Annotated in this window: 30 protein-coding genes; 15 read left to right on the top strand and 15 right to left on the bottom strand. The window is 71.8% G+C overall.

Annotated elements, in window-relative coordinates; all coding sequences use genetic code 11:
• Positions 1 to 26: 26 nt before the first annotated feature.
• The 4 genes from NAF06_RS12640 to dacZ form a co-directional block, all read right to left on the bottom strand.
• Positions 27 to 692: a GNAT family N-acetyltransferase gene (locus NAF06_RS12640; protein ID WP_008580898.1), complete on the bottom strand. Its 666-nt coding sequence runs from the start codon at positions 690 to 692 to the stop codon at positions 27 to 29.
• A 79-nt stretch (positions 693 to 771) separates the two neighbouring features.
• Positions 772 to 1,992 (bottom strand): sensor histidine kinase, encoded by a 1,221-nt coding sequence (locus NAF06_RS12635; RefSeq protein WP_008580896.1) that lies wholly within the window; start codon positions 1,990 to 1,992, stop codon positions 772 to 774.
• 73 nt (positions 1,993 to 2,065) lie between these two features.
• Positions 2,066 to 2,854 (bottom strand): mechanosensitive ion channel family protein, encoded by a 789-nt coding sequence (locus NAF06_RS12630; protein WP_008580894.1) that lies wholly within the window; start codon positions 2,852 to 2,854, stop codon positions 2,066 to 2,068.
• Positions 2,855 to 2,857: 3 nt separating this feature from the next.
• Positions 2,858 to 3,667 (bottom strand): diadenylate cyclase DacZ, encoded by an 810-nt coding sequence (dacZ, locus tag NAF06_RS12625; RefSeq protein WP_008580891.1) that lies wholly within the window; start codon positions 3,665 to 3,667, stop codon positions 2,858 to 2,860.
• Positions 3,668 to 3,821: 154 nt separating this feature from the next.
• Here dacZ and NAF06_RS12620 point away from each other — a divergent pair, with 154 nt between their 5' ends.
• From NAF06_RS12620 to NAF06_RS12610, 3 genes are read left to right on the top strand one after another with little or no spacing between them, the layout of a single operon-like run.
• Positions 3,822 to 4,934, top strand: coding sequence for an aldo/keto reductase (locus NAF06_RS12620; protein WP_008580889.1), 1,113 nt, complete (start codon positions 3,822 to 3,824; stop codon positions 4,932 to 4,934).
• 57 nt (positions 4,935 to 4,991) lie between these two features.
• Entirely contained in the window at positions 4,992 to 5,645 is a 654-nt protein-coding gene (locus tag NAF06_RS12615; RefSeq protein WP_008580887.1) for a hypothetical protein, read from the top strand.
• Complete coding sequence (locus NAF06_RS12610; protein ID WP_008580886.1) at positions 5,642 to 6,997, top strand: hypothetical protein; 1,356 nt, start codon at positions 5,642 to 5,644, stop codon at positions 6,995 to 6,997. Before NAF06_RS12615 ends, NAF06_RS12610 begins: the two co-directional genes overlap by 4 nt.
• 85 nt (positions 6,998 to 7,082) lie before the next feature.
• Here NAF06_RS12610 and NAF06_RS12605 read toward each other — a convergent pair whose 3' ends face one another.
• Positions 7,083 to 7,253: an HVO_0758 family zinc finger protein gene (locus NAF06_RS12605; RefSeq protein ID WP_008580884.1), complete on the bottom strand. Its 171-nt coding sequence runs from the start codon at positions 7,251 to 7,253 to the stop codon at positions 7,083 to 7,085.
• A 173-nt stretch (positions 7,254 to 7,426) separates the two neighbouring features.
• Between NAF06_RS12605 and NAF06_RS12600 the strand changes: the two genes are divergently transcribed.
• The 4 genes from NAF06_RS12600 (at position 7,427) to NAF06_RS12585 (ending at position 11,787) form a co-directional block, all read left to right on the top strand.
• Positions 7,427 to 8,611, top strand: coding sequence for an MFS transporter (locus tag NAF06_RS12600; protein ID WP_008580883.1), 1,185 nt, complete (start codon positions 7,427 to 7,429; stop codon positions 8,609 to 8,611).
• A gap of 108 nt (positions 8,612 to 8,719) precedes the next feature.
• Positions 8,720 to 9,919 (top strand): glycosyltransferase family protein, encoded by a 1,200-nt coding sequence (locus NAF06_RS12595; RefSeq protein ID WP_008580880.1) that lies wholly within the window; start codon positions 8,720 to 8,722, stop codon positions 9,917 to 9,919.
• Between the two features lie 2 nt (positions 9,920 to 9,921).
• Complete coding sequence (locus tag NAF06_RS12590; protein ID WP_008580878.1) at positions 9,922 to 10,461, top strand: DUF7109 family protein; 540 nt, start codon at positions 9,922 to 9,924, stop codon at positions 10,459 to 10,461.
• 126 nt (positions 10,462 to 10,587) lie between these two features.
• Positions 10,588 to 11,787 carry a multicopper oxidase domain-containing protein gene (locus tag NAF06_RS12585; protein ID WP_008580876.1) on the top strand — a complete coding sequence of 400 codons (1,200 nt, stop codon included), beginning with the start codon at positions 10,588 to 10,590 and terminating at the stop codon, positions 11,785 to 11,787.
• A gap of 32 nt (positions 11,788 to 11,819) precedes the next feature.
• Here the strand turns inward: NAF06_RS12585 and NAF06_RS12580 are convergent, their stop codons facing one another.
• The 3 genes from NAF06_RS12580 to NAF06_RS12570 form a co-directional block, all read right to left on the bottom strand.
• Positions 11,820 to 12,272, bottom strand: coding sequence for a DUF5804 family protein (locus NAF06_RS12580; RefSeq protein ID WP_008580874.1), 453 nt, complete (start codon positions 12,270 to 12,272; stop codon positions 11,820 to 11,822).
• 54 nt (positions 12,273 to 12,326) lie between these two features.
• Entirely contained in the window at positions 12,327 to 13,043 is a 717-nt protein-coding gene (locus NAF06_RS12575) for an SDR family NAD(P)-dependent oxidoreductase (protein ID WP_008580872.1), read from the bottom strand.
• A 93-nt stretch (positions 13,044 to 13,136) separates the two neighbouring features.
• Positions 13,137 to 14,339 carry a methionine adenosyltransferase gene (locus tag NAF06_RS12570; protein ID WP_008580870.1) on the bottom strand — a complete coding sequence of 401 codons (1,203 nt, stop codon included), beginning with the start codon at positions 14,337 to 14,339 and terminating at the stop codon, positions 13,137 to 13,139.
• A gap of 191 nt (positions 14,340 to 14,530) precedes the next feature.
• Here NAF06_RS12570 and NAF06_RS12565 point away from each other — a divergent pair, with 191 nt between their 5' ends.
• Positions 14,531 to 15,541 carry a hypothetical protein gene (locus NAF06_RS12565; RefSeq protein ID WP_008580869.1) on the top strand — a complete coding sequence of 337 codons (1,011 nt, stop codon included), beginning with the start codon at positions 14,531 to 14,533 and terminating at the stop codon, positions 15,539 to 15,541.
• A 37-nt stretch (positions 15,542 to 15,578) separates the two neighbouring features.
• Here NAF06_RS12565 and NAF06_RS12560 read toward each other — a convergent pair whose 3' ends face one another.
• The 4 genes from NAF06_RS12560 to NAF06_RS12545 all read right to left on the bottom strand — a co-directional run bounded on the left by NAF06_RS12560 (position 15,579) and on the right by NAF06_RS12545 (position 19,023).
• Positions 15,579 to 16,700, bottom strand: coding sequence for a pyridoxal phosphate-dependent aminotransferase (locus tag NAF06_RS12560; RefSeq protein ID WP_008580867.1), 1,122 nt, complete (start codon positions 16,698 to 16,700; stop codon positions 15,579 to 15,581).
• 67 nt (positions 16,701 to 16,767) lie between these two features.
• Entirely contained in the window at positions 16,768 to 17,832 is a 1,065-nt protein-coding gene (locus NAF06_RS12555) for a transcriptional regulator TbsP domain-containing protein (protein WP_008580865.1), read from the bottom strand.
• A gap of 43 nt (positions 17,833 to 17,875) precedes the next feature.
• Positions 17,876 to 18,616, bottom strand: a complete 741-nt coding sequence (locus NAF06_RS12550) for a methyltransferase domain-containing protein (protein ID WP_008580863.1) — start codon at positions 18,614 to 18,616, stop codon at positions 17,876 to 17,878.
• Complete coding sequence (locus NAF06_RS12545; protein ID WP_008580861.1) at positions 18,613 to 19,023, bottom strand: nascent polypeptide-associated complex protein; 411 nt, start codon at positions 19,021 to 19,023, stop codon at positions 18,613 to 18,615. The genes NAF06_RS12550 and NAF06_RS12545 overlap by 4 nt, the downstream gene beginning before the upstream one ends.
• A gap of 119 nt (positions 19,024 to 19,142) precedes the next feature.
• Between NAF06_RS12545 and NAF06_RS12540 the strand changes: the two genes are divergently transcribed.
• Positions 19,143 to 19,925: a creatininase family protein gene (locus NAF06_RS12540; protein WP_008580858.1), complete on the top strand. Its 783-nt coding sequence runs from the start codon at positions 19,143 to 19,145 to the stop codon at positions 19,923 to 19,925.
• Here the strand turns inward: NAF06_RS12540 and NAF06_RS12535 are convergent.
• Positions 19,922 to 20,647: a 6-hydroxymethylpterin diphosphokinase MptE-like protein gene (locus tag NAF06_RS12535; RefSeq protein ID WP_008580857.1), complete on the bottom strand. Its 726-nt coding sequence runs from the start codon at positions 20,645 to 20,647 to the stop codon at positions 19,922 to 19,924. The genes NAF06_RS12540 and NAF06_RS12535 overlap by 4 nt on opposite strands.
• A 165-nt stretch (positions 20,648 to 20,812) precedes the next feature.
• Complete coding sequence (gene folP / locus NAF06_RS12530; protein ID WP_192813787.1) at positions 20,813 to 22,066, bottom strand: dihydropteroate synthase; 1,254 nt, start codon at positions 22,064 to 22,066, stop codon at positions 20,813 to 20,815.
• Between the two features lie 212 nt (positions 22,067 to 22,278).
• On the opposite strand from folP, the gene NAF06_RS12525 reads away from it, so the two are divergent.
• Positions 22,279 to 22,509 (top strand): hypothetical protein, encoded by a 231-nt coding sequence (locus tag NAF06_RS12525; RefSeq protein ID WP_008580853.1) that lies wholly within the window; start codon positions 22,279 to 22,281, stop codon positions 22,507 to 22,509.
• A gap of 7 nt (positions 22,510 to 22,516) precedes the next feature.
• On the opposite strand, the gene NAF06_RS12520 is transcribed toward NAF06_RS12525, so the two are convergent.
• Positions 22,517 to 23,095, bottom strand: coding sequence for a DUF192 domain-containing protein (locus NAF06_RS12520; RefSeq protein WP_008580852.1), 579 nt, complete (start codon positions 23,093 to 23,095; stop codon positions 22,517 to 22,519).
• Between the two features lie 98 nt (positions 23,096 to 23,193).
• Here NAF06_RS12520 and NAF06_RS12515 point away from each other — a divergent pair, with 98 nt between their 5' ends.
• From NAF06_RS12515 to NAF06_RS12495, 5 genes are all read left to right on the top strand, one after another.
• The gene (locus NAF06_RS12515) at positions 23,194 to 23,583 is read left to right on the top strand and encodes a Re/Si-specific NAD(P)(+) transhydrogenase subunit beta (RefSeq protein WP_008580850.1); all 390 of its coding nucleotides are present in this window, start codon (positions 23,194 to 23,196) and stop codon (positions 23,581 to 23,583) included.
• Positions 23,584 to 23,664: 81 nt separating this feature from the next.
• Positions 23,665 to 24,255: a DUF8114 family protein gene (locus tag NAF06_RS12510; protein ID WP_008580848.1), complete on the top strand. Its 591-nt coding sequence runs from the start codon at positions 23,665 to 23,667 to the stop codon at positions 24,253 to 24,255.
• Positions 24,252 to 25,100 (top strand): RNA methyltransferase, encoded by an 849-nt coding sequence (locus NAF06_RS12505; protein WP_008580846.1) that lies wholly within the window; start codon positions 24,252 to 24,254, stop codon positions 25,098 to 25,100. The genes NAF06_RS12510 and NAF06_RS12505 overlap by 4 nt, the downstream gene beginning before the upstream one ends.
• A gap of 2 nt (positions 25,101 to 25,102) precedes the next feature.
• On the top strand, positions 25,103 to 25,792 hold the full coding sequence (locus NAF06_RS12500; protein WP_008580844.1) for an AzlC family ABC transporter permease: 690 nt from the start codon (positions 25,103 to 25,105) through the stop codon (positions 25,790 to 25,792).
• Between the two features lie 37 nt (positions 25,793 to 25,829).
• A complete protein-coding gene (locus NAF06_RS12495) occupies positions 25,830 to 26,186 on the top strand; it encodes an AzlD domain-containing protein (RefSeq protein WP_006630051.1) in 357 nt (118 codons plus the stop codon).
• The last annotated feature ends 26 nt before the right edge of the window (positions 26,187 to 26,212 follow it).

The following is a 26,212-nucleotide window of genomic DNA, read 5'->3' as shown; positions in this document are numbered from 1 at the left end:
CGGACGAACGGGTCCGCGGCACCGCCTCAGTCGTCCGCCGGCGACCGCCCGGGCCCGGAGCCGCCGGGCGCGGTCTCGACCGCGGGCTCCGCCGGTCCCTCGCGGGCGAGCGGCGGCCAGCGCACCTCGGTCGCGACCGGGTCGTCGAGGTCGAGCCGCATCCGGAGGTCCGCGCGCCGCTCGACGACCTCGAACCCGACCGTCCCGTAGACGGACCGGGCGGCGCGGTTCCCGGTCTCGACGTGGAGTTCGATCCCCTCGCGGCCGGCCGCGGCGGCGTTGGCGATCACGTGTCGGCACAGTTCCGTCCCGACGCCGCGGTCCTGCGCGCCCGGGTGGACGAAGACGGCGAGTTCGGGGACCGGCGCGTCGGTCGGAGTGTACATCGCGTGCCCGAGCACCTCGCCGTCCCGCTCGGCGACGACGTTGTTCCCCTTGGTCAGCATCGATCGGATCCACTCGACGCGCCGTCGGCGGCTCACGGGTGGGAGTCCCTGTGCGCGGTCGGGTCGGTCGAACCGCTCGTACATCTCGACGAGCCGAGGTTCGTCCGCGTCGACCGCCGGACGGACCGTCCAGCGCGCGCCCTCCTCGTCGACGAAGCGCGGACAGCGCGGGGGGCAGTGCGGCGTCCCCTCGCACTCGCTCCCGTCCCAGGCGTCGCAGGCGACGCTCGCGGTATCGGGGCTCATGTCTCGGCGTTCGGGTCGCGTTCGGATATAGGGTGGCAGGCAGTCTCACGCAGTGGGAACGTCCCCGCCGGGCGGGCGGTCACCGGCGGAGGGAGACGGTCACCGCCGCGCCGCCGAGGTCGCTCTCCGCGGCCCGCAGTTCGCCACCGGACGCGCGGACGATCCAGCGGACCATCCAGAGTCCCATCCCGGCGCTGTGAGTGAGTTGTGTCTCGTCCGACCGCGTCAACACCTCGCGCTCGTGGGTCGGGAGTCCCGGTCCGTCGTCCGCGACGGTGACGGACGCGCGGTCGGAACCGGCGTCGACCGTCACGCGAACCCGGGGCGACGGCGACTCGTTGTGTTCGACCGCGTTTTCAAGGAGGTTGTCGAGCGCGTACGGGAAGAGGTCGTGGGCCACGGCGTCGGCCTCGGCCGGGGCCCGGACGGTGACGGCGGCGGACCGATGGGTCGCCCGGAGGTCGCCGGCCCGCCGCTCGACCAGCGCCGGGAGGTCGTACGTCGTCCGGCTCGCCTCGACGCCGGACTCCTGAAGCCGTTCGAGCTGTCTCGCGGCGTCGCTCAGGTCGACGACGTCGGCGAGCCGCTGCTCCATCGCCTCGACGTGCGGGTCGCCGTCGGGGCGGTCGGCGGCGAGCGCTTCGAGGTGCCCCGCGATGACGTTCACGTCGTTTCTGACGTTGTGTCGCAACACCCGATTGAGGACGGTCAGTCGCTGCTCGCGCCGCTTCCGTTCGCCGACGTCGGTCAGGACGTACGTCGCGCCGGTGAACTCCCCGTCGCGGTCGCGAAGCGGTGCCGCCCAGAACCGGACGTCGAGCAGCGACCCGTCGTAGTGTGGGTGACGCGTCTCGACGCCGGTCAGCCGCTCGCCGTCCCGCAGCCGCGTCAGCGACGACTCGAGCGCGTCGGACGCCCCCGACCCCTCCGAGACGAACCGCCGGCCGAGGGCGTCCGACTCGGACCAGCCGAAGAGCCGTTCCGCGCCGTCGTTCCACAGCCGGACCGTCCCGTCGGGGTCGACGACGACGATCGCGACGGGCGCGACCTCGACCACCGAGAGGAAGCGGTCGAGGAGGAACCCAATCGCGTCGCTGAGGACGTCGACGCCCTCGCCGCGGGTGAGCTCCTCGTTGAGGACGGCGACCAGCTCCGAGACGAGCCGTTCGATCAGCTCGTCGCGATCGTCGGTCGCGTTCGACTCGTACGCACGGAGCAACCGCCGTCTGGTCTCGGCGTGCTCCTCGGGGTCGACGACGTCGAATAGCGCCCCGACGACCTGTTCCTCGTGTCCGTTCATTTTAGGCTAGCCTAAAACTCAGCCCCGTACATTGGTTCCGCACTCGGATCCGGCGCGCGGGCGGGGGGGCCGATCACCCCCGGATCAGCACGATGCCCTCGCGGAACACGGCGTGGTTCGGGACGACGTGTTCCTCCCCGTCGGTCTCGATGTGGGTGACGAACAGGTCGACCTCCTGAACGACGCCGCGCTCGCCGGCGACCCGCACCTCGTCGCCGATGCCGTACGGCTGTCGGAGGAGGAGGAAGACGCCGGCCGCCGCGGAGGCGACGAGGTCCTTCGTCGCGAGCGCGGCGAACAGCACGACCGCGAACGCGTACGCCGCGAGCAGCACGATGAGCGCGAGCGTCTGGACGCCGACCTGTCCGAGCGCGATGAGCGCGGCGACGTACACCACGCTGTACTTTACGAGCGTCGGGAGCACGCTGAGTTCGGGAAGCTTGATCCCGCGGAGCCGCTCGGCGACGAGCAGTTCGGTCTTGTCGCCGACGACGACCCCGACGATGAGCACGAGGGCCGCCACGAACAGCCGCGGGAGGAAGGCAGCGACGCCCGACCAGAACTGTTGGAGGTAGTTCACGTCCGCGACGGTGAGAGCGACGATGACGGTGACGGCGAGGATGAAATAGCTCGAAAGCTTCGCTAAGATCCCCACCGTCGAGGTGTCGAACTCGCGGGCCGTCCGCTCGAAGGCCGTCCCCTCGATCACCTCGGGGACGCCGGCGCGGCGGAGCAGCCGGCGGTTGATAACGCCGACGAGGTACGCCAACACGAGCCCGACGACGAGGACGAAAAGCGCCAGCCAGAGCCGGTCGGGGACCGCGCGAACGAACTCCGAGAGGGCTGTCGGGACCGCGGACATCTGTCAGTACTCCTCCGGATCGATCTCCAAGACGAGTTCGCCCGCCTTGAACGCCCGGACCAGCCCGTCGGACTCGGAGAGCACGATCGACGTCGAGTTAGTGTCGCGGGTGATCGCCGCGCCGGACATGTGGCGCGCGCCCAGCCCCTTCGGGATGTCGACGCCCTCGGCGGCGGGTTCGAGGTAGCGGTACGCGGAGACGATCTTCCCGGAGTCGGAGACGACGAACGCGCCGTCGAGCCGCGAGAACTCCTTGAGCATGACGTTCACGATGGGGTCGCCCACGTGGACGTGCGACTTCTCGAAGGGGTTGTACGACAGCGGCCGCGACTTGTTCATCACCTTCCCCGCGTCGCCGACGACGAACAGCGCGCCCACCGGCTTCCCCTTCTGTCCCTTCTGTCCGAGTTCGATCGCGACCTCGAACACGTCGCGGATGACGCTCGGCTCCGCCCGGGAGTTGGTGAACAGGTCGTAGATCCCCGTGTGGATCCCCTCGTCGACGGTGACGCGGATCACCGCGTCGGAGCCGCCGTCGAAGACGGAGGCGACGCAGGCGACCTCGTCGCCCTCCGCGAGCAGCCCCTCGTCCATCGCGCCCTCGATACCGAACCGGATCCGGTCTTTGACGTTGTCGAACGGGAGGGGGAGTTCGACGAACGTCTCGGCGTCGACGTCGTTGTCGGGGGCGACGACGACGACCTCGACCCCGTCGTCCGCGAACCGCTCGTAGAAGGAACTCGTCGGCGAGAACAGCAGCGTGGCGTCCACGTCCGCGACGAGGTCCGCCAGATGGTCGGTGAGCGAGGCCATTACCACAGGTGAGACGAGGTGCCCGTATAGTCGTTGCGTCGTGCGCACGTCTGACGAACGCGCGGCCCGCTCACCTCCGCGTCGGCGACGCCGCGCGCGGCCCGGACGCCTGCCGGACGCGCCGCTTTTATTCCGCCCGGACCGAGGGTCAGACATGGCAACCCGCGAGGCCCTCTGGGACTACCGCGACGAGTTCGGCGACGCCTTCGGCCGGACGTACTTCCGCCGGTTCGGGCCGGGAGTCGTCTCCAGCGTCGGGATCGGGACGTACCTCGGCGAGCCGACGCCCGCCGTCGACGAGGCCTCGCGCGAGGCGATCGGACTGGCGCTGCGCTCGGGCGTTAACCACGTCGACACCGCGGCCAACTACCGCTGCGGCCGCGCAGAGCGCGTCGTCGGCGAGGCGCTCCGCGACGCCCCCGTCGACCGCGAGTCGGTGGTCGTCGCGACGAAGGGGGGCTTCCTCCCGTTCGACGGCGAGCGCCCCGACGACCCGAGCGCGTACGTCCGCGAGCGGTTCGTCGACCCCGGGATCGTCGCCCCCGACGACCTCGCGAACGGCGCGCACGCGGTGACGCCCGAGTTCTTAGAGTGGTCGCTCGACCGCTCGCTCGACCGGCTCGGGCTCGAATCGGTCGACTGCTACTACGTCCACAACCCGGAGACGCAGCTCGCCGCCCGGTCGCGCGAGGAGGTGTACGACCTGCTCGAAGCCGGCTTCGAGACGCTCGAACGCCGGCGCGCCGCGGGCGACCTTGGGGCCTACGGCGTCGCGACGTGGGACGCGTTCCGGGTTCCCGAGGGCGACGACGCGTACCTCTCGCTCGCGGAAGTGCTCTCGCGGGCCGAGCGCGCCGGCGAGGCGGTCGGTCCCGACGACGACCACGGGTTCGCGGCGATCCAGCTCCCCTTCAACGTCGCGATGGCGGACGCGTTCACCCGGCGGAACCAGCCCGCGCCGCCCGACGCCGACGCGGAGGGGCCGGTCTCGACGCTCTCGTTCGCCCACGAGGCCGGGCTCTCGGTGGTGACGAGCGCGAGCATCGGACAGGGCGAGTTGGCGGTCGAGGGCGCGATCCCGGCCGACGTCGACGCGACGCTCGCGGGTGAGACGCCCGCCCAGCGCGCGCTCAACTTCGCGCGGAGCGCGCCCGGCGTCACCTCGTCGCTGGTGGGGACGGCCAACCCGGATCACGTCCGCGAGAACGTCGCCGCCGGGACGTTCGACCCGCTCGGCGCGTCGGCGTTCGACGCCGTCTTCGAGTGATCCGCGGGCGGCGGCGGCCCCACAAGAGGTTTATCGGGACCGACGCAAGCGGCGCGCATGCCCCCGACGCGACGAGCCCTCCTCGGCAGCCTCTCGGTCGGCGTCCTCGCCGGCTGTCTCGGCGGCGCAGGCGACCCGAATTCGGAGTCCGTCCAGCGGCAGACCTCCGGCACGGAGACCGACCCGGCCGTACTGAAGATCCGGAACCCAGACGGCGAGCGCGTCCTCGTCGACGGAAGCGAAACCAACGACGAGGGCGGCCCGGTTGCGGTCAGGAGCGAACTCGTCACGAGCGCGGACCGGGCGGCCGAGCTGACCGTCGCCGAGGGCGTCGCCGACGCGGACCGCTCGCGACTCCGCTCGTTCCTCGACGAGACCGACTTCGACGCTGAGACGGTGTACGTCGCGCCCGCCGGCGTCGAGTCGTGTGAACGCCTCGATATCCACTCGGTCTCGTGGGATCCCGGGCACGTCGAGTACGACTACTGCCGGGAGCTTCGACCGCCGGACGAGGCGTGCGAGGCCGACACGCGGGTCGTCCTCGCGCTGATATTCCGGCTTCCGGTCACGCTCGACGGCCGGCTCACCGGCTCCGGGGCCAGCGGTCGGTCACCGTGTCAGCGGACGGGGACCGAGTACGCGGTGATCGACGGGAACGCGACCGTCCCCGGGAACGAGACCGCGATCGGCGAGGGAGGTGACGGGGCGTGACGGACCGGCTCACCCGGCGCGACGCGCTCGCGGCCGGCGGTTCAGTCGCCCTCGGCGCGCTGGCGGGCTGCTCGGGGGTCGGCGACGAGCCGCGGTTCTGGACCGATCCGCCGTCGCTCGACGTCGACGCGGTCCCGCGCGAGTTCGACGAGCCGGTTCCGGCGCGGCCGCGGCTCGTCCCGGTCGACGTGGAGCCCCGGGTCGCGAGCGCGTTCGCCGACCGCGTCGACCGCCTGCTCGCTCCGATCCCGGAGCCGCTGACCGCGGAGACGCTCCCGAACGGCGAAATCCGCGAACAGATCGAGACGGAGCGGACGGCGGCCCGCGAGGCGCTTCCGGGACCGGACGCGTCGCTGCCCCCGCTGGAGGCGGCGGAGCGGTACGCCGCGGCGCGCGGCCACGCCGCGACCGCCGTCGGCACGTGGGCCGGCGTCACCGCCGAGGGCGACCCGGAGGCGGTGGCCACCGACGCTGGGACGGTCCGGCGGCGGGCCGGTGACACGCTGGAGACGCTGCCCGGGTCCGCGTCCGACCCGCTCGTCGGGGCCGCGGTGTACGGGCCGATCGAACGGTGGTACGACGAGTCGCGGCGGCGGACGCTGGTCGGCGGGAACGCGGACCCCGGCGACCGAGCGAACCCGCTTCGGACGGGCGAGGCGGTCGGCGACGTGGAGCGGGTCCAGTCGTACGTGGCGGCCGGGCGGTACCTCCGCGACCGGTATCAAGCTTCGCTCGCCGACCCCGTGTCGGTCGGCGCGCCGCTTCGCCGCGAGATGAACCGACTCGGCCGGGCGGTTGGCGATCGCCTCCGCGAGCTTCACGGCGAGGATGTCGAAGATCTCCGACACAACCCGGGAACGGAGGCGTTCGTCGAAGAGCGGGCGGTCGCGCGGGGCGCGCCAAGCGACGCCCTCCTGTCGAGCGCGGTGTACCGGAGCTTCGACGACATGTGGTTCGACCCGGTCGCGTTCGGCAACTACGAACCCGACAATCCGGCAACCGGGCTGACACGGACCGCGCTCGCGTGGACGCGGCTCCGTGCGCTCGACGCCGTCGCCGCCCGGGTCGAGAACGGGGAGACGATGTTCCCCGACGACGCGGCCGCGATAGTCGCCGCGCGCGACGCGGCGGTCACGGCGGCGACGGGACTCGTCGGGAGCGAGAACCCGCTCGGCCGATGGCTGGCGACAGTGTTCCTGTCGCTGTTTACGGAGCCTGACGGCACGCTCGCCGCGGCCGACCGGACCGCCCGGTCGACGGTCGAGGCGTACACCCGGTATCGGTGGATCGAGATCGTCGCGGGCGAGGCGCAGGCGGTGGCGGAGTCGGTCGCGGACTCAATCAATTCCTGAACGACCGCAAGCGAGGAGAGAGCGACGGTGTGAGCGGGGACTCGAACGGCGCGGCGTGGCCGTGTCGCGCGCGCGAGACGGTCGGTCAGCGAAGCTCCTTGAATCGCTCGCCGCACTCCGGGCAGATCCGGACCGAGAACACCTCGTCGGGGTCGTTCTCCTTTTTCAACACCTGCTCGCAGTCGGCGCAGTTGAGCCGTTCGTAGGTGTCCTTCATGAGGTCGCCGTCGCGGAGCCCCTTGCGCGTGGATTTCATACCCGTCGTTCGTCGTCGGGCCGGATAAAAACCCCGTACGACGCCGGTCTGACGCGAGCGGCGAAACCGACGCCAGACGCGGCGACGCGGTCGTCAAGGCGGGCGGGACGCGCTCCACGGCCGCGGCCGACCGCTTCCGCAACGCTTGTGTCCCGGCGCGGGGAATCGCCGCCGTGTCACGGACCCGGCTGTTCGGATCGCTCTGCGCCTTAGTCTTCCTCGTCAACTTCGCGCGGGTGGTGTTCGCGCCCCTCGTGGGCGAGTTCATCGACACGTTCGGGATCCGCGAGGGGACCGCCGGCCTCATCGTCACGCTCGCGTGGCTCGGCTCGGCCGCCCCGCGGCTCCCGGCGGGGTGGGCGCTCACCCGCTTCACGCGGCGCAGCGTGATCCTCGTCTCCGGCGGGATGCTGACCGCCGGCGCGCTGGGCGTCGCGCTCGCACCGGGCGTGCTCGCGCTGATGGTCGCCGCCTTCGCGATCGGGCTGGCCTCCGGCGTCTACTTCGTGGCCGCGAACCCGTTCATCTCGGAGCTGTTCCCCCAGCGCGTCGGGCGCGTGATGGGCGTCCACGGCATGGCGAGCCAGCTCGCCGCCGTCGTCGCCGCGCCCGCGGTCACCGTCGCGCTGTGGTACGACTGGCGGTACGCGTTCTACGGGCTGGCGGTCGCCGCGGCCGCCAGCACGGTCCTCTTCGTCGTCCTCGCGAAGCGGACCGACCTCCCGGACGCCGGCGCGGGCGACACCGACTTCCTCGCGGCCGCCCGCGGCGAGTGGAAGCTGATCCTCGCCGGCGTCGTGCTGATGGGGCTCACCAGCTTCGTCTGGCAGGGGCTGTTCAACTTCTACGAGCTGTACATGATCGACAAGAATCTGCCCCGGTCGACCGCCCGGAACCTCCTGACGGTGATCTTCGTGGCCGGCGTGCCCGCCTTCCTCGTCTCGGGCGACCTCGCGGACCGGCTCCCGCACGTCCCGTACCTGCTCGGCATCGTCACGGCGTTCGTCGGCGGGGTGGTCCTCGTCGTCGTCGCCGAGGGGCTCGCGGCGGTGATCGCCGCGAGCGTCGTCGTCGGCTTCGCCATCCACATGCTGTTCCCCGCCGGCGACACGTACCTGCTCGCGTCGTTGCCCGACAAGTCCCGCGCGTCGGCGTACGCGATGTTCTCCGCCGGCATGATGTCCGCGCAGGCGGCCGGGTCGTGGGTCGTCGGCGAGGCGATCGAGGCCGGCGCGACGTACGACGCCGTCTTCCTCGCGCTCGCCGGCGGGCTGGCGCTCATCGTCGCCGCGTACGCGGTCCTGTACCGACTCGGGCGCGTCCCCGGCGGCGCGGCGGGCGCGACGCGAGCGGCCTGACCCCCTCGCGGAGACCCGACGCATCGGGCTCGACGCGTCCCGCGGGGCCCCCGGAACCGGTCGGCGCTACCGCACCTGTTTTGGGCGTCCCGCCCGTGTGATCGGTAAATGGAGTACGTTCAGGAGCGCGTGACGACGCTTCACGCGTTGACCGACCACCGGCCCGACGCCCCGACCGACCGCGCGGCGGTCGTCGTGCCGATGACCGAACGCGAGTACGGGACCCTCGCGGCCGACCGCGTGCTCTCGACGCTGGAGACCGTCGACCCCGCCCGGGTGATCGTCCCGCTGCGGGCGTCGGCCGACCGCGCCGGGCCGTTCGCCGACTGGCTGGACGGGTTCGACCTCGACGTCGAGACGCTGTGGTGCGACGGCCCCCGGCTCGCGTCGCTGCTGGACGCGCGGGGCCTCGACGGCGAGCGGGGGAAGGGCCGCGACGTGTGGCTCGCGCTGGGACGCGCGCTCGACGAGGAGTTCGTCGTCGTCCACGACGCCGACACGAAGACCTACTCGTCGGCGTTCGTCAACCGGCTGCTGTTCCCGCTTGGTCGCGGCTACTCCTTCTCGAAGGGGTACTACGCCCGCGTCGAGGACGGCTCGCTGTACGGTCGGCTGTTCCGGCTGTTCTTCCGACCGCTCGTCCGGGCGCTCGGCGACGCCGCGCCCGGGGCGGAGCCGGACGTGCTGCGGTACCTCTCTGCGTTCCGCTACGCGCTCGCCGGGGAGTTCGCGGCCACGAGCGACCTCGTCTCCCGGCTCCGCGTCCAGCGGGGCTGGGGGCTGGAGGTCGGGACGCTCGGCGAGGCGTTCGGCCGCGCCGGCTTCGCCGACAGCGCGCAGGTCGACCTCGGGCGGTACGAACACGACCACCGCTCCGTCGAGGGGCCGACCGGCCTCGCCGACATGAGCCGGGCGGTCGGCGAGGCGACGCTGCGCGCCGTCGAGGACGCGGGCGTCGACGTGCGCTACGACGGCCTCCCCGAGCGCTACCGCGAGGCCGCGGAGACCCTGATCGACGGCTACGCCGCCGACGCCGCGTTCAACGGGCTCTCCTACGACGGCGACGACGAGCGCTCGCAGGTGGCGACCTACGCCGAGGCGCTCGACGAACCCGGCCCCGACACCCGGCTCCCGGCGTGGGAGAGCGCCCCGGTCGACCCGAGCGAGGTCCGGGAGGCGGCGCGGAACGACCTCGACGCGGTCCGCGGCGACGACCGGAGCGTCGGCAACGTCGCCGCGGAGAACGACGCGGTCAGCGAGGCGGCGACCGACGACGGACAGACGGAGCCGGCCCCGGGTGAGGACTGACGATGGCCGACGCGAGTGAGCCGAGCGTCGCCGCCCGCGACGACCTCGCCGGCGTCGTCGACCTGTTCGGCTGGCTCACGCGGGGAGAGCTCTCCGAGGCGCTCTCCGAACTGGCGTTCAAGCGGCGCGCCGAGGTCGACGAGGCGGCCATCGACGCCGCCATCGACCTCGCGGTCGCGGAGTACGCGCTCGTACCGGCCCCGGAGGACGCGCTCTCCGGCGGTGACGAGGGGGGCGGGACGGAGGCCGCCGCGGACGGGTCCGCGCTCGCGGTCGGGCCGGCGGCGTTCCCGACGCTCCCCGAGGGGGCCGAGGACCTCCCGCATATCCTCGACGTCCCGGACCGGTCGGTCGACCGCGAGGCGCTCGCGGACGCGGTCCTCGGTCGGCTCCGGGAGGAAGCGGTCGAGGCGATAGGCGACGGCGACGCCGACCGGCTGGAGACGCTCGCCGACGTGACCTACGACGTGGAGGCGTGGGCCCCGGTCGACGTGGGACCGGTCCGAACGCGGATCGTCGCCGAGCTCGACGGAGACGACTGAACGCCGACGCGGAGGACCCCCCATTGGCGATCGAGCACACAAACAATCAACGGTTCGAGACCGGGTTCTCACGGGGGAAACATCCGAGCGCTTCTTAACCGGTTGAGGTGCCGAGACGGGGGTGTGATGAACGACGGGAACATCTTCGGCTCGCGTACCGCCTCCAGGCGCAGTTTCCTCTCCGCGACGGCCGCGTTGGGTACCGTCGGGCTCGCGGGGTGCGGTGCCCCGCAGTCGGACGCCGAGAACGCCGCGGAGTCCGGGAGCGGGGACGACGGCGGCAAGGCCGCACGACAGGTCGACGACTGGTCGGGGAGCGACTCGACCGCCGTCGAGACGGACCACCCGTACACGACGCCGCGGACGACCGTCGACCTCGACGAGCGCGACGGTGCGATCACCATGTCCACGCGGGCGTGTCGCCACACGCTGCTCGGCGAGAACGCGCAGGGCGGTCCGTGGGAGCTGCCGGAGGTCTGGGCGTGGGAGACGCCGGACACGGACCCCAGCGTCCCCGGCCCCCTCCTCCGCGTGACGGAGGGGACCGAACTGGAGATCACCTACGACAACACCGAGCACAACCGGCCGCACACGTTCCACGTCCACGGGCTCTCGAAGGACTGGATGGACGACGGCGTGCCGACCACGACCGGCCAGCAGGTCGCGCCCGGCGAGGAGCACACCTACGAGATCGAGGCGAACCAGCCGGGGACGCACCTGTACCACTGCCACTACCAGACGCAGAACCACCTCGACATGGGGATGTTCGGGATCCTCCGCGTCGATCCGGAGGGGTACGACGCCCCGGACAAGGAGATATTCCACACGATCAAAGACTGGGACAGCCGGCTGTCGGCGTCGATGGCGGGCGGCGACGTGGACTTCAGCCACCGCGACCGCAACCCCGACGTCTTCACCGTGAACGGTCGCTGCGCGCCGTACACCTTCCACCCCGAGGAGGGCTCTCCCCTCATCGTCGAGGAGGGCGACCGAGTGCGGATCCACTACGTCAACGCCGGCTACGAGTCGCACGCGATGCACACCCACAACCACGGGTTCACCGTCGTCGAGAAGGACGGCGGCGTCATCCCCGAGAGCGCCCGGCACCGCGAGGACGTGGTGCCGATCGCGCCCGCCGAGCGGAAGACGATCGAGTTCACCGCCGACGCCGACCCCGGCGTCTACGCGCTCCACTGCCACAAGGTGAACCACGCCATGAACGGCGACACCTACCCCGGCGGGATGATCGGCGGGATGGTGTACGACGGCGTCACCGACACCGAGCAGTTCGCCTCCGTGATGGATCTCGCGGGCTACGAGGGCTGAACTGAGAACCCCGGCTTTTTCGGCCGCACCGCCTACCCGGAGAACTCGGACTCGCTCACGCGGACGACGACGGTCTCGTCGACGTCGCGGAGGTCGTACTCGGGGGTCTCCCCCTGTCGCCGTCGGACGAACAGCGGCTCGACCGGGCGGCCGTCGACGAGGCCGAACACCTTCAGCCGCTGGTCGGTCTCTTCCGGGGGGACCTCGCCGTCGCGGACCTCGCGGGCGAGGTCCCGCGAGAGCCACTCGTCGGCGGAGACGGACGGCTCCAACACCAGCGCCTCCTCGACGAAGCGGACGAGGTACCAGTCGAGGTCGTTGAGGAGGGAGACGGCGGCCCCGAGGCTCACGGTGTCGACGGCGACGCTGTTCTCGAACGGCTCCTCGATCCGGTAGGTGGCGAGCGCGTCCCGCGCGGTCTCGCGGGAGAGCAGCTCGTAGGAGAGCTCCACGCCGGGGTCGCCGAGGAGACACACCCGCGTCATGGTCGGAGTTCGGTCCGGCCGGCGCAAATCCGTTGCGGTCGCCGAGCCGCGACCCTACCACGGGATCCGCTCGCGGTCCTTCCAGAGGTGGCCGGCGGGGCTCCCGGGCGCGAACCGCGCGAGCCAGACGGGCGTCTCCGCCCCCTTCGAGGGCGTCCGCGGCGCTCCGTCGCCGCCCATGTCCGTCCGCACCCAGCCCGGCGAGACGGCGTTCGCGATCAGGCCCTGATCGCCGTACTCGCCGTCGAGGTACGCCGTCAGGCCGCCGACGCCGACCTTCGAGAGCCGGTAGGCCGGGTAGCCGCCCTCCATCCGCCCCTCGGTGAACTGCCCGAGCCCCGACGAGAGCGTCACGACGCGGCCCCCGGTCCCGTCGGTGAGCAGCGGTAACGCGTGCTTGGTCACGGCGACCGGCCCGCGGAGGTTCACGGCGGTGGTCCGGTCGAAGTCGTCGAGGTCCATCTCGTGGAGGGGCCCGGACCGCGGGAACACGCCCGCGTTGTTCACGAGGACGTCGAGCGCCCCCCGTTCGCGTTCGATGCGATCGACGGCGTCCCGCACCTCGTCGTCCTCCGTCACGTCCAGCCGAACCGCGTGCTGGTCCGCGGCCGTGACGTCGTCGGGGTCGCGCGCGCCGGCGTAGACCGTCGCACCCAGATCGGTCAGCCCCGCGGCGACCTCGGCCCCGATCCCGCGGGTCGCGCCCGTCACTAGGGCCACGTCGTCGGTCAGGTCGGGTTTGAGCTCCACGTCCGTCGGCGTGTCTTCCATGTCGGATCGCACGGGGCGTCGCAAGTAGAAACCCCGGGCCGGTCGGCGTCAGCGCTGCTGCGACCGCCCGGAACGGGTCGATCGGGTCCGCCGTCAGAACGTCGAGACGTCGCCCTCGATGACGCTGCGGGTCACGTCGGTCACGTCGGCCAGTTCGCGGTCGACGATGGCGAGGACGTCAGCCTCGATGTCGCTCAGTTCGACGCCGTCCTCGGTGACGATCTGCGCGTCGGCGACGTGCGGCTCGTCGATCGGGCGGCCGATCTGCGAGAGCAGGCGGACCTGGAGGTCGCGGATGCCGTCGACCTCCGCCGTGACGGACTCGGCGACGCGGGTGGAGAGGAGGTTGTAGATCTTCCCGATGTGGTTGACGGGGTTCTTGCCGGAGGTCGCCTCCATCGACATCGGGCGGTTCGGGGTGATGAGGCCGTTGGCGCGGTTGCCGCGGCCGACGGAGCCGTCGTCGCCCTGCTCGGCGGAGGTGCCGGTCACGGTGAGGTAGACGGAGCCCTCGTCGTAGTCGTCGGCGGTGTTGACGTCGACGTGGACCTCGCGGTCGGTGTACCCGCGGGCGAGGTCGTCGACGTACTCGCGGACGGACGCGACCGCGTCGTCATACTCGTCGAGGCCGTCGACGTAGGCGTCGACCATCGCGGCGGCGACGGTGATGTCGATCCGGTCGCCCTCGCGTTTGCCCATGATCTTCACGTCGGGACCGAGCTCCGGGTGGTCGTCGTGGTACGGGCCGTTGAGCGCGCGCTCGGCCTCGCGGACGATCGTCTCGGTCTCGGTGAGCGGGGCGTGGCCGACGCCGTAGGAGGTGTCGTTGGCCATCGGGACCTCCTGGGTCTCCTCGCCGAAGACGTCCTGGAGGTCGCCGGAGCCCTCGCCGAGTTTCACGTCGACGACGACGTCGGTACCGTACTCCAGTTCCGGGATCGTCTCGGAGAGGTAGTCGCGGGCGGCCGCGAGCGCCGTCGAGTCGACCGGGAGCTGCTCGCCGTCGTACTCCTTCGTGGCGCGGCCGACGATGAGGATGTAGATGGGTTCGACGACCTCGCCGCCGCCGAACGCGGGGGCCGCGCGGCCGGCGACAAGCTGCGTCTCGTCGGTGTTGTAGTGGAGCACCTTGCCGACGCGGTCGAGGTAGAGCTGCGAGAGCGCCCGCGACACCGACTCCGCGACGCCGTCGCAGATCGAGTCGGGGTGACCGATCCCCTTTCGCTCGACGATCTCGACCTCCTGGTCCTCGACCGCTTGCCGGTCGAGGCGACTTACCTGTATGTTTCGGTCCATTACGCCTCGGTACTCCGCCGCTGACAGTATAACTTGCGGAAACGCTCCATCACTTCGAAATTACTTGTAGTAATCTGCTAGAGCGATCAGCGGGGTGACCCGTCCGGCGTCGCGTCCCGACCCCTCGCGGTCACGCAAGCGGGCGTTTGTGTTTCGGCAACGGCTTTCCGCCCTCTCGCGGTACGCCCGGTATGGACGAACTCGCACCGTCCCGGCGTCGCCTCCTCGCTTGCGCGGTCGCCAGCGGTGTCGGCATCGTCGCGGGCTGCCTCGGAACGGAGAACGACGACCCGAGCGACGGCGACGGAGCGGAACTGAGGCTCTCGCTCTCGCGGGTCGAGGGATCGCTGCGCGATCGGTACGTGCGCGACCACGACGATCCGCCCGAGAGATGGGACGAGGCGGGGCTCGACGCCGCGCTGGCGGGTGAAGTGTACACGACCCGGCACCGCGAGCCGTTCCTCGCGAGCGGGGACGACCCCGCGTACGTGCGCCGAGACGGGACCTACTACCGGCTCGACTCGGTGGTCGTCGACGAGGTCGCCGAGACCTACCCGGTCCTCCGGCTCTTCGAAAGCGACGGCGACGAGTCGGCCGACGACGGGGACGAATCGGCCCTCGACGGCGGCGAGAACGGACCCCTCCCGGAAGCCGATCGGCGCGGGGTCCGGATCGCGCACTTCGCCGCGCGTGCCCGCGGGAACGTGGGCGGATATCCGGTCGGGCTAGTGGAGCGCGGGGGGTACGTGTACCGGTCGGTCTCGGCCCGCGACGACAGCGAACTGCTCGCCGCCGACGGCCCCGACCGCGTCGTCTATCGAGACACCGCGTATCGAGTCGAGGTCGAACGGGAGCAGTTCCACGAGGCCGTCTACCGGCCGACCGCGGAGGCGGTCGCCGAGGATCCCGAACGGATGGAGGCGGTCCTCCGAGCGAGGCTCGTCGGTCCCAGGGTCGGGGCGGACGAGCTCTCGGCCGAGGCCGCCCGGATCGTCGAGCGGGCGGCGGTCGACGAGTACGGCGAGACGCACCCGTACTCCGAGGCGTACGTCGAACTGCTCCGAGCGATCGACGCGCGCCCGTACATCGACGGGAACGTGCGGAAGGACGCGGGCGTCGGCGCGAACGAGGAGAGGATGATCCGGTACGGCGACGAGTACTACGAGCGCTCGCTCCGGCTGCTGGGCGACGGGGATGGCTGACGCGGGGCGGGTCGTGGCGGGCCGGGGCGGATCGGTGTCAGCGGACCGCCTCGTACGCCTCGCCCATCACGTCGAGGGCCTCTCGGAGCTGTTCCTCGTCGGTCGCGTACGAGATCCGGGCGTGGCCGGCCCCGCCCCCGCCGAACGCCTCGCCGGGGACGACGACCACGCCGCGGTCGAGGCACTCGTCGACGAACCCGTCAGGGACGCGGGGCATCGCGTAGAACGCCCCCTGCGGCGTCGGACAGTCGAGGCCGATCTCGTCGAAGCCGTCGAGGAGGAGGTCGCGGCGACGCCGGAAGGAGTCGGTCATCTCCTCGACCACGCCGCGGTCGCCGCGCAGCGCGGCCTCCGCGGCGTACTGCGCCGGGGCGGACGCGCAGGCCTGCGCGTACTGGTGGACGCGCAGCATTCGCTCGACGCGCTCGTCGGAGCCGTACACCCAGCCGAGCCGCCAGCCGGTCATCGAGAACAGCTTCGAGGCGGAGTTGACGACCACGACGTTGTCCGTCTCGGCGAACTCGATCGGCGACCGGTGTTCGCCGTCGAAGACGGTGTACTCGTACACCTCGTCGGAGATACAGAGCACGTCGTGCTCGTCGGCGATGCGGGCGAACTCGCGCACGTCCGCCTCGGAGGAGACCGCGCCCGTGGGGTTGCCGGGGGAGTTCACGACGAACGCCGCGGTGTCGTCGGTGATGGCCGCCTCGATCGCGGCCGGGTCGATCGTGAGGTCGTCGCGGAGCGGCACGGGGACCGGCTCGCCGCCGGTCAGCTTCGTCAGCGCGTCGTAGGAGACGAACCCTGGGTCCGGGATCAGCACCTCGTCGCCCGCGTCGACGTGCGCTTCGAGGGCGATATGGAGCGCCTCGCTGCCGCCGGCGGTCGCGATGACGTTGCCGGGGTCGAGGTCGATCCCCTGATCGGCGCGGTGCTTCTCCGCGATCGCCTCGCGCAGCGACGGGGTCCCCTTGTTCTCGGTGTACGCGTCGGCCTTCCCGGACTCGATGGCGTCGACCGCGGCCCGACGCGCGTGCTCGGGCGTCGGGAAGTCCGGCTGGCCCAGCCCGAGGTTGATCGCGTCGTCGCCGGCCGCCTCGAACACCTCGCGGATCCCGCTTATCGAGATCCGCTCGACCCTGTCGGAGAACGTCGTCATACTCGTGTGAGCGCGCCGCCGAGAGTTAGTTCTTGTCACGTCGGATCGGCGGCCGGCCCCGAGGGTTTCACCGCCGCCACCGCCGCCGCTCCCAGACCGGCCGTCGGTCGTCGCGAGTCGCGTCGCGGCGGATCCGACCGTCCGCGTCGGTCGGCAGCGCGAACCGCCCCGTGAGGACGCTCGGCACCTCCTCGGGACGGGCGCGCAACAGCGCGTCGTCGACCGCGCGGAGCCGGAGCATCGGCCGCCCCGGTCCCATCGGCACCTTGATCGACTCGATCAGCTCCCGCTCGACGAGCGCGCGCCGGTCGCGGGTGAACTCCTGCGCCGGGGCGATCCCGACTCCCTCCGTCCCGACCCACCTGCGGAGGTCGCGGAAGAGGTGGTCGTGTCGCGCCGCGAGCGCGACGAGCAGCGTCCGGTCCGACGGCTCGCTCGTCCGACCGAACTCGCCGGGTGCGAGCGACTCCAGCACGGCGGCCACGTCGTCGGCGAAGCGGTCGTCGAGGACCTCGCGCGCCGCGGCGACCAGTCGCCGCCGCGAGGGCATCCCGACCGACTCCGCCGTCGCCGCGTCGAACCGCGACTCGGCCGCTGCCCGGACGCCCCGGACGGTCAGCCGCGCGTCGGTCGCGGACGCGGATCTGGAGGCGTCGTCGACCGTCGTCGTCGCGAGCGTCCGATCGCCGGCGGGGCCGACGACCGCGTCGACGCGGTCGGGACTCGCGAACAGCGTGCCCCCCGTCCCGTGATCGAGGGGTTCTCCGGTGCGGATCCGGATCGCGTCCGTCTCGACCGCCTCGGCGGCCGCGGTGCCGAGGACGAGCGCCCGGGAGAGCGCGTCGACGACGCCCGGGCGACACGCGACCCGCCACGGCGGGCCCGACGACCGCTCGCGGGCCGCCAGAACCGGCGGCAGCAGCCGGACCGGGACGCCCACCGCGACGACCTCGGAGCGACCGGAGAGGGCCGTCTCGACCGCCTCTACGAGCGGGTCGTTTGATCGCGGGAGGAGGTCGGCGACCTCCGCCGCGTGGCGGGACAGGTCGCTGGCGGCGTCGGCCGGGGTGGAGTCGGCGGCGTCGCTGGCGGGGTTCGAGGAGCGTTCGGCTCCGTCGTCCTCGTCGGCCACACCGACGGTGACAGGTTCGACCCGAAAGAGCGTTGCGGCGGCGTCAGGGCGCTCGCGCGAACACGAGGTAGCCCGTGTGGCCGACGCCGGCGGTGGAGGGGCGCGAGCCGCGGTCGGAAAAGTCCATCTCGCGCTGGATCGTTTCAAGCGTCTCGACCTCGTCGAAGCCCGCCTCGCGGGCGGCGAGGGCGGCCTCCCGGGTCCCCTCCACGAACGGGGAGTAGACGGCGAGGCGACCGCCGGGGGCGAGCAGGTCGTCCGCGCGCTCGACGACGGCCGGGGCGTCGCCGGTGTCGAGCGTCAGCGCGTCGAACGGCTCGCCGTCGGCGAGCGCGTCCAGCTCGTCGGTGAGGTCGCCGGTCCGCACCTCGACGCGGTCGGCGACCCCCGCCGTCCGCATGTTCTCGCGGGCGACCTCGGCGAACTCGGCGTCGACCTCGTAGGTGACCACGTCGGCTCCGGCGCGGCCGAGGTACGCGGCGAGGATGCCCGTCCCCGTGCCCGCGTCGAGGACGCGGTCGCCGCCGGCCGCGCCGGTGTGACCCATCACGAGTCCAACGTCGCGGGGCATCATCGGCGCGCCGGTGCGTTCGAGGTGGTTGAAGAGGTCGGGGCCGCGGAGCGCGCGGACCTCGAAGACCGTGCCGAGGTGGGTCTCGACCTCGTCGCCGGCCGCGACGTCCTCGGGGACCTCGATCACGCCGAGGTCGGTGCCGAACTCCTCGCCCGGCTCCAGCAGGTACTCCCGGTCCTCGTGGACGAGCAGGTACGCGGCGTCCGTCACTGCAGGTCCGAGATCGCCCGGGCCGGCTCGCCGTTGGCCGCCTCCAGCGCCTCTCGGGCGGCGTCCTTCGAGACGCCCGCCTGCTGAGCGACGAGCTTCACGTCCTCCTCCGGGATCTCGTCGTCGCCGTCGTCCGCCTCGTCGAGCGCCGGGTCGTCCGCGTCGCCCTCGACGGCCGTCGCGCCGCCGACGCCAGCGTCGGCGACCGCGTCGGGCGAGCCGACGATCTGATACGTCTCCTGCCCTTGGGCGTCCATCTTGGTGACCTGCGCGCCGTCGAAGACGAGGTCGTCGCCGTCGGCCGTCTCGATGACGACCCGTTCGGCGTCGAGCTCCTCGACGTCGATCCCCATCTGTTTCATCATCTGCTTCATCTTTCGCGGGTTCATGCCGCCGCCTCCGAACATGGTCGTCGGTTCGGCCGGAGGACACAAAAAGGGTGTCGACACGGCGCGAACGGCGGCTCCTCGCCGGCCGGTTCCGCCGGAGACGGCGGTTTGATACGTCCGGCCGGCGTCGTCGGAACATGTATCTCGCGGACCACACCTGGCCGGAGCTCGGCGACGCGCTGTCCGAGGGCTCCGTCGCGCTCGTCCCGCTCGGATCGACCGAACAGCACGGCCCGCACCTCCCGCTGGCGACCGACCACCTGATCGCCGAGGCGCTCGCGACGGCGGCCGCCGACCGGTCTGACGCGTTCCGAACGCCGACGATCAACGTCGGCGTCAGCCCGCACCACCGGCAGTTCCCGGGGACGATGTGGGTCGACCCGCCCGAGTTCCGCGACTACGTCGAGTCCTTCTCCCGGAACCTCGCCTACCACGGCATCGACCGCGTGGTGTTCGTCAACGCCCACGGCGGCAACGTCCAGCACCTCCGCGAGGTCGGGCGGCGGCTCCACGAGGACGAGGTCGCCTACGCGGTGGAGTGGATGTGGGACGAGTCGATCCCGGAGCTGGTCGACGACCTGTTCGAGCGCAACGGTCCCCACGCGGGGCCGAAGGAGACGGCGATGATCACCCACATCGCCCCCGACCTCGTCCGCGAGGATCGGCTCGAAGACGCCCGCGACGGCGGGCTCGTCGACCTCGACGACGCCGACACGACCGTCCACGGCGCGCGCACGTTCTACGACGCGATCGACAACTCCCCGAACGGCGCGTTCGGCGACCCGACCGACGTGACCCCGGAGAAGAGCGAGCGCCTGTTCGAGGCCGCCGCGGACCAGCTCGTCCGGCTGGCCCAGTGGATCGGCGACCGCGACCGCGACGAGCTGTTCCCGGAGCCGCGAGTGGAGCGCGAGGCTTAGTCGCCGCCGGGGTCGCCGGTTAACTCTCCGCCGAGAATCCCTTCCAGCGCCTCGTCCGCCGCCTCGCGTCGCCCGTCCAGGACGGGAAACTCCTCGTTCCGGCGGCGTTCGAGCCAGCGCAGCAGCCGGGCGGCCCAGTCGAGCTTCCGCGCCTTCATCGGGTCGACGTCGGGGTCGTCGAAGTTCCACCCGGGGAAGGTGAGCGCGCCGGCCCCGACGTGGTCGGCGAGGAACGCCGCGCGGTCCCCGTCGGTGAATCCGCCCGTGTTCCGGACCGCTCCGACCGGGGCCGCCTGCGTCGTCGCCAGCGTCCACTCGTCGGCGAAGCGCGGGAGCCACTCGCGGACCGCGGGGAGGTTGTCGCCGTGAGCGTGCGCGGCGACCGGGACGCCGTCGCGGGTCAGCGCCGCCGCAGTCTCCGGGTTCTTGTCGAGGTCGGTCACCATACAGTCGACGGCGACGCCGCGGTCCGCGAGGACGTCGACCGCGGTGGAGGCGGCGACGACGACGTCGGCGTCGCGGGCGAGTTCGACCTCGTCGGCGAGGCAGGGGGCCGCGCCCGCGACCGCGACGGTCGCGCCGCGCCAGTCACCGAGGCGGTCGAGGGGGAACGGGGTCGCGAGGTCGGCGGCGGCGTCGCGGGCGCGCTCGTCGGCCGCGCGGTCGAACCCGAAGTCGTCGAGTATCGCCTCGTACGCCGGCTCGAACGTCGAGAAGTTCACTGTCGAGTCACGCTCCGGGAACCCCTTCCCCGGGGCGGCGCGGGACGGCGCTGCCGCTCGCCGGTTCGGATATGGTATGGACCGGAGTGGCACAGAGTACCCCTACCCGCGTGCCCCTCCGGCGTCCGGTCGATCGGTTGTCTACACGAGGGCATAAACTTTCTCTTAATTACCGTGTCGGGCGATGTCGCCGAGAACGGCGTCGAGATCCGGCGAAACGCCGGACACGTCGTCTCTGACCGCCGAGACGGCGGCCGGCGTCCCGATCAGGAGTCCGCGTCGGCCGCCGGCGGGCGCGTCGACGGTGGCCCCGTCGCCGCCGTCGGCCGCCGAGGCGGTCGTCTCGCTCCGTTCGCGGTTCGGGTCGCCGAGCGCGAACGCGGCGGCGGGGGCGTCGGGACCGGCGGTCGCGGCGCGGAGCGCGCCGACGGCCGGGTCGTCGAGCCCCGAGAGCTCGTAGGTGCGCACGACGGCGCTGTCGGCGACGCCGCGGTCCCCCTGCGCCGCGTCCGCCGCGCCGATCCGGTCGAGGTGGCGCTCGGCCTCGCGGACGGTCGTCACGTCGAGCTCCTCGGCGGCGACGCCGTCGGAGCCGCGGCCGGAGTAGCGGTCGCGGGCGAACTCGGCCCCGACGAGCGCGGCGTCGCGCGTCTCGGCCACGTCGTGGGTGCGGATCACGTGCGCGCCGCGCTCGACCGCCATCGACGTGGCGGCGAGGGAGACGGGGAGCGCCTCCTCGGTGCTGCGGCCCGCGATGGTCCTGAGGAAGCTCTTGCGGTTGATCGAGACGAGCAGGGGGCGGCCGTACCCGCGGAACTCGCGGAGCCGGTGGAACGTCTCGCGGTCGTCCTCGTGTGTCTTCTCGGCGGACCACCCGCCGAACGCGGGGTCGAGGATCGTCTTGTCGGTGACCCCGTTCATCGACAGCGCCTCGTAGATGTCGTCCACGTCCTCGATCGCGCCCGGCCGTTCGAGGTCCGGGGGCGACGCCATCTTCGAGACCGCCACGTCGTGTTCGCGGCAGACGCGGGGCATCTCGGGGTCGGCGAACCCGCAGATGTCGTTGACCATGTCGAAGCCGCGCGAGATCGCCTCGTCGGCGACCTCGTGGTAGCGCGTCTCGATCGACCAGACGGCGTCGCCCGAGGTCGATTCGAGCGTCTCGACCGCGGTGTCGAGCCGATCTAACTCCTGTTCGGCCGAGAGGACGTCTAAGTCCTTGTTCGCCGACTCCAACCCGACGTCGACGATGTCCGCGCCTTCCCCGATCAGTTCCTCGTCGACGTAGGCGGCGGCCTCGCCGGGGTCGTCGTACACGCTGGGGTCGTACGGCGACTCGGCGGAGACGTTGAGTACGCCCATGATCCGGGGCGGGTGGTCATCGCCGATTCCCAGCCCTGCGGCGTCCACGTTTCGCATACGATCACCACGGGCGCGAGCGACATAAACGGGGGGAGTGGGCGACGGAGTCGAGGCGGACGCGAGCGGGCGATGTTCCGAGCGGATCGACCGCCGACCGTCGACCGGAGGCGGTCCGCGGAGCCGCCCGGAACGGCCGCGAGACGTGCCAGTATGAGACACGACGGCAGCCGTCGGACACGTCTTAACCCCGTCCGGGACGGAACTAATCTATGTACACGAAATCGGAGAAACGGCTGTTCGGACTCGCGTTGGCCGCCCTCTTCACGACGATAGGCGCGGAGTTCCTCGGGAGCCAGTCCCTCGTCGCGGTCGGCGTCGGCGTCTTCGCTCTCGCGGTCGTGGCGCTGTTCGGGGTCATGAGCGTCGTCCTCGCGGTGAGCGTCGCCCGCGATCCGGACCTGAACGCGCTCGAACCCGCGGCCGCCGACCGACCGCGCTGAAGCGGAATCACAGGTCGAACGCCAGCGAGTCCCCGACCTCGACGCCGTGTCGGTCGGTCCACTCGTAGGGGACTTCCAACACGTACTGCCCCGAGCCGGGATACTTCTGCTCGCTTCCGTCCTCGTTCGGACCGGGTTCGGGCGCGTTGTGAATTCGGGTTATCTCGCGGTCGCCGCCAACGAAGACGATGTCGATCCCGAAGCTCATGTCCGGCATGATAAACGTCAGGTCGCGCGGCGAGGCGTAGGTGAACAGCATCCCGCCGTCCTCCGGAAGCGCCTCGGCGTCGCTGAGCCCGAGCGGCCTTTTCTCCCCGTCGTCCGCGATGGCGGCCGTCACCGACCCGAGTTCCTCGCCCGCCGAATTCTCGACTGTCACCGTCGTCGTCTCGTAGTCGGCGTACGTCCCGGTCGGCCAGTCGACGCCGTCTCCGTCGCTGCCTGAGCCGTCTCCCTCACCATCGTCCTCACCGTCGCCTCCGCCGTCCCCACTACCCTCGCCTGCCGTCGGACCGCCGCCCAGACAGCCGGCCGCGGTCCCGGCGGTCGCGGCCGCGGCCAGCCCGAGGAGTCGCCGTCGCCTCATGGCGCGGAGGAGGGTCGCCGGACGTATAAACGGCCCGCGGGCGGCGTGCCGTCACGGCCCCGGAAACGGTTATCACGCTGGGGGGAGCCACGGGACACATGAACGACCCCCGCATCACGTCGTCGAACCGTCGAGCCGTCGCGACCCCGGAATCCCTCGTCGGGGGCGCGGCCGTAGTTCTCGGCGGGGCGGTCGCGCTGGTCGGCGTCCTGCTCCTCCCCGCGTCGCCGCTGGGGGGCGTCCACGTCGTCGCGATCGGACTTTCGCTCGTCGTCGGCGGCGTGCTCGCCGCCGACCTCCTCGGCGACCGGCTCGGACTCTCGACGGCGGGGCGGCGGCAGTGGGCCCTCGCCTTCGGCGTCCTCGCGGTGCTGCTCGCCGTCGCCTTCGTCGCCGTCTACACCTTCTCGTCCGAAGGGCCCGTCGAAGTGACCGAGATCACGACGACCGCGAGCGCGCTCGGGGTCGGCGTCGTCGCGCCGGCGTAGCGACCGGCTTCGTACCGGCGTAGCGACCGCCCTCGTGCCGGGAAGGACGCGCTTTTATCGCCGCCGGAGCGTAGCGTGCCCATGGCGAAAGTGAGCATCGGCCTCCGTGGATGGCGCTTCGAGGAGGACGAGATATTCACCGACGACGAGGAGCTCAAGCCCCTCGACGAGATCCCCGAGGACCCGCGAGAGCGACTCCTGCGGCTCGTCTCCCTCGTCGAGGAGCCCTGCGACGTCTGCTACCTCGACTACGGCGAGGCGGAGATCCACCGGTGTCGGGAGGCGGAGATCGTGTACGGCGAGCCGGACGGCGAGGTGCTGCTCTGCCCCGAACACGAGCCGGACCTGCTCTACTGGTTCCGCGAAGAGGGCGGCAGCGACCACAAGGGGACCGTCGAGTTCGCCGACCGCTTCCACGAGTGGGTCGCCGCGGGCAACGAGGCCCCGGAGGGGTACGCCTCCGTCGAGCACGTCGAGGAGGACCCCGACGGGCTCCCCGACCTCCCCGACCAGCAGGAGGTGCAAGAGCGGCTCGAAGAGGGGTTCGAGGGCGAGCGGATCGACATCCTCGAACTCGCCGGCGAGCGGGCAGACGAGGACGAGGCCGTGACCGACGAGGAGGTCGTGGAGTCCGACCTCGACCTCTCGACCGACTACCCGTCCGACCGATGAGCGGCGAGGGAGCGGAGGAAACGGCCGCGACGACGGAAGACGAGACCGCGGAACGCTCGGAGACGGGGGCCGACCGTCGGAAACCGGTCGTCGTCGTCGTCGAGCCGGAGACGCCCGGCAACGTCGGCACCATCGCGCGGGCGATGAAGAACTTCGGGCTCACCGACCTCAAGCTGGTCGACCCGCCGGAGCTGAAGGAGGACGGCGAGGCGTACGGCTTCGCCGGCCACGCCCGCGAGGACGTGCTGCCGAACGCCGACGAGGTCACCTTCGACGAGGTCGTCGCGAACTACCACACGGTCGGGACCACCGCGATCACGGGCGAGGACGACCGCAGCCACGAGCGGTTCCCGTTCAAGACGCCCGTCGAACTGCGTGAGTCGCTGAAGACGGTCGACGCACCCACCGCGATCGTCTTCGGCCGCGAGGGGCGCGGCCTCAACAACGAGGAGCTCTCGCGGCTCGACGAGGTGTGTTCGATCCCGGCCGACGAGGACTACCCGGTGTTGAACCTCGGACAGGCAGCGACGGTGCTCCTGTACGAACTCCGCGATCTGACCGTCGGGGAGACGCAGCTCCCCGACACCGAGGTGACCCGCGCGCCGGAGAACGACGTCGAGCGCTTCCACGACTTCTTCGACGACTTCCTCGCGTCGACGGGGCAGCGCGACCACGTCCGCGAGAAGAACGCGCTGCTGATGCGGCGGCTCATGGGCCGCGCGCACCCGACGGAACGCGAGATACACACGCTCCTCGGCACCTTCCGCAAGGCGAACACGAAGCTGGAACACGCCGACCGGCTCGCGGCGAAGTACGACGAGCCGCCGTACCCGAGGGATCCGTAGCCGTGCGCGGGCCCGTCCTCGACGAGGACCTGCTCGCGGGCGTTCGGGACGTTTCCCCGCTTATCCTCGGTATCGCGCCCTTCTCGCTCGTGGCCGGCATCGCCGCCGTCGACGCCGGACTCGGGCTCGCCGAGGCGGTCGGCATGTCGGTGATCGTGTTCGCGGGGGCGTCCCAACTGGCGGCGCTGGAGCTGCTCGGCGAGAACGCCCCCCTCGCGGTCGTTGTCGGCACGGCCGCGGTGATCAACCTCCGGATGCTGATGTACTCCGCCTCCATCGCGCCCCACTTCGCCGACTACGGCCGCCGGCTCCGCACGGGACTGGCGTACCTGCTCACGGATCAGGCGTACGCGCTGTCGGTCGCCGAGTTCGACGAGAACCCGGAGCGCAGCCGCTGGCGCTACTACCTCGGCGCGGCCGCGTCGCTGTGGATCGTCTGGCAGATCGGGACGGTCGCGGGCGTCGTCCTCGGTGCCGGCGTCCCCGACGCGTGGGGGCTCACCTTCGCGGTGCCGCTCGTCTTCCTCGCGCTCCTCGTTCCCGCGATGAAGGACCGACCGACGACCGTCGCCGGCGTCGCCGGCGGTGCGGTCGCCGTCGCCGCGGTCGGACTCCCGCTCAACCTCGGCCTGCTCGCCGGCGCGCTGTGCGGGATCGCCGCCGGACTGCTGGCAGAGGTGACGGCGTCGTGACGGAGCCCGGCGCGGAATCGGCGGGGGTGACGGCGTCGTGACCGGCGCGCTCGGCGGGCTGATCGCCTCTCCGCGCGCCTGGGTCGCCATCCTCGCGATCGGCGCGATCACCTACGGCATCCGGCTCTCCTTCATCCACCTGTTCGGCCGGATCGACGGGGTCCCGACGCGGCTCCAGCGCCCGCTGCGGTACGTCCCGCCCGCGGTGCTGGCGGCGCTGGTCCTCCCCGACCTGGTGACGCCGCGCCCGTCGGTCGCCGCGACGCTGCTCGACGAGCGGCTGATCGCGGGCCTCGTCGCCGGCGCGGTCGCGTGGCGGACCGAAGACGTGTTCGCCACCATCGCGAGCGGGATGCTCGCGCTGTGGCTGTTCCGGTTCGTCGTGTTCGCGTGAGGCGGGCGGCTCGAACCTTTCTCACC

It is taken from the genome of Halorubrum hochsteinianum, assembly GCF_023702125.1.
GTDB lineage: Archaea > Halobacteriota > Halobacteria > Halobacteriales > Haloferacaceae > Halorubrum > Halorubrum hochsteinianum.
Note: the sequence above shows the minus strand (reverse complement) of the source record. Positions and strands in the feature narration are given on the sequence as shown.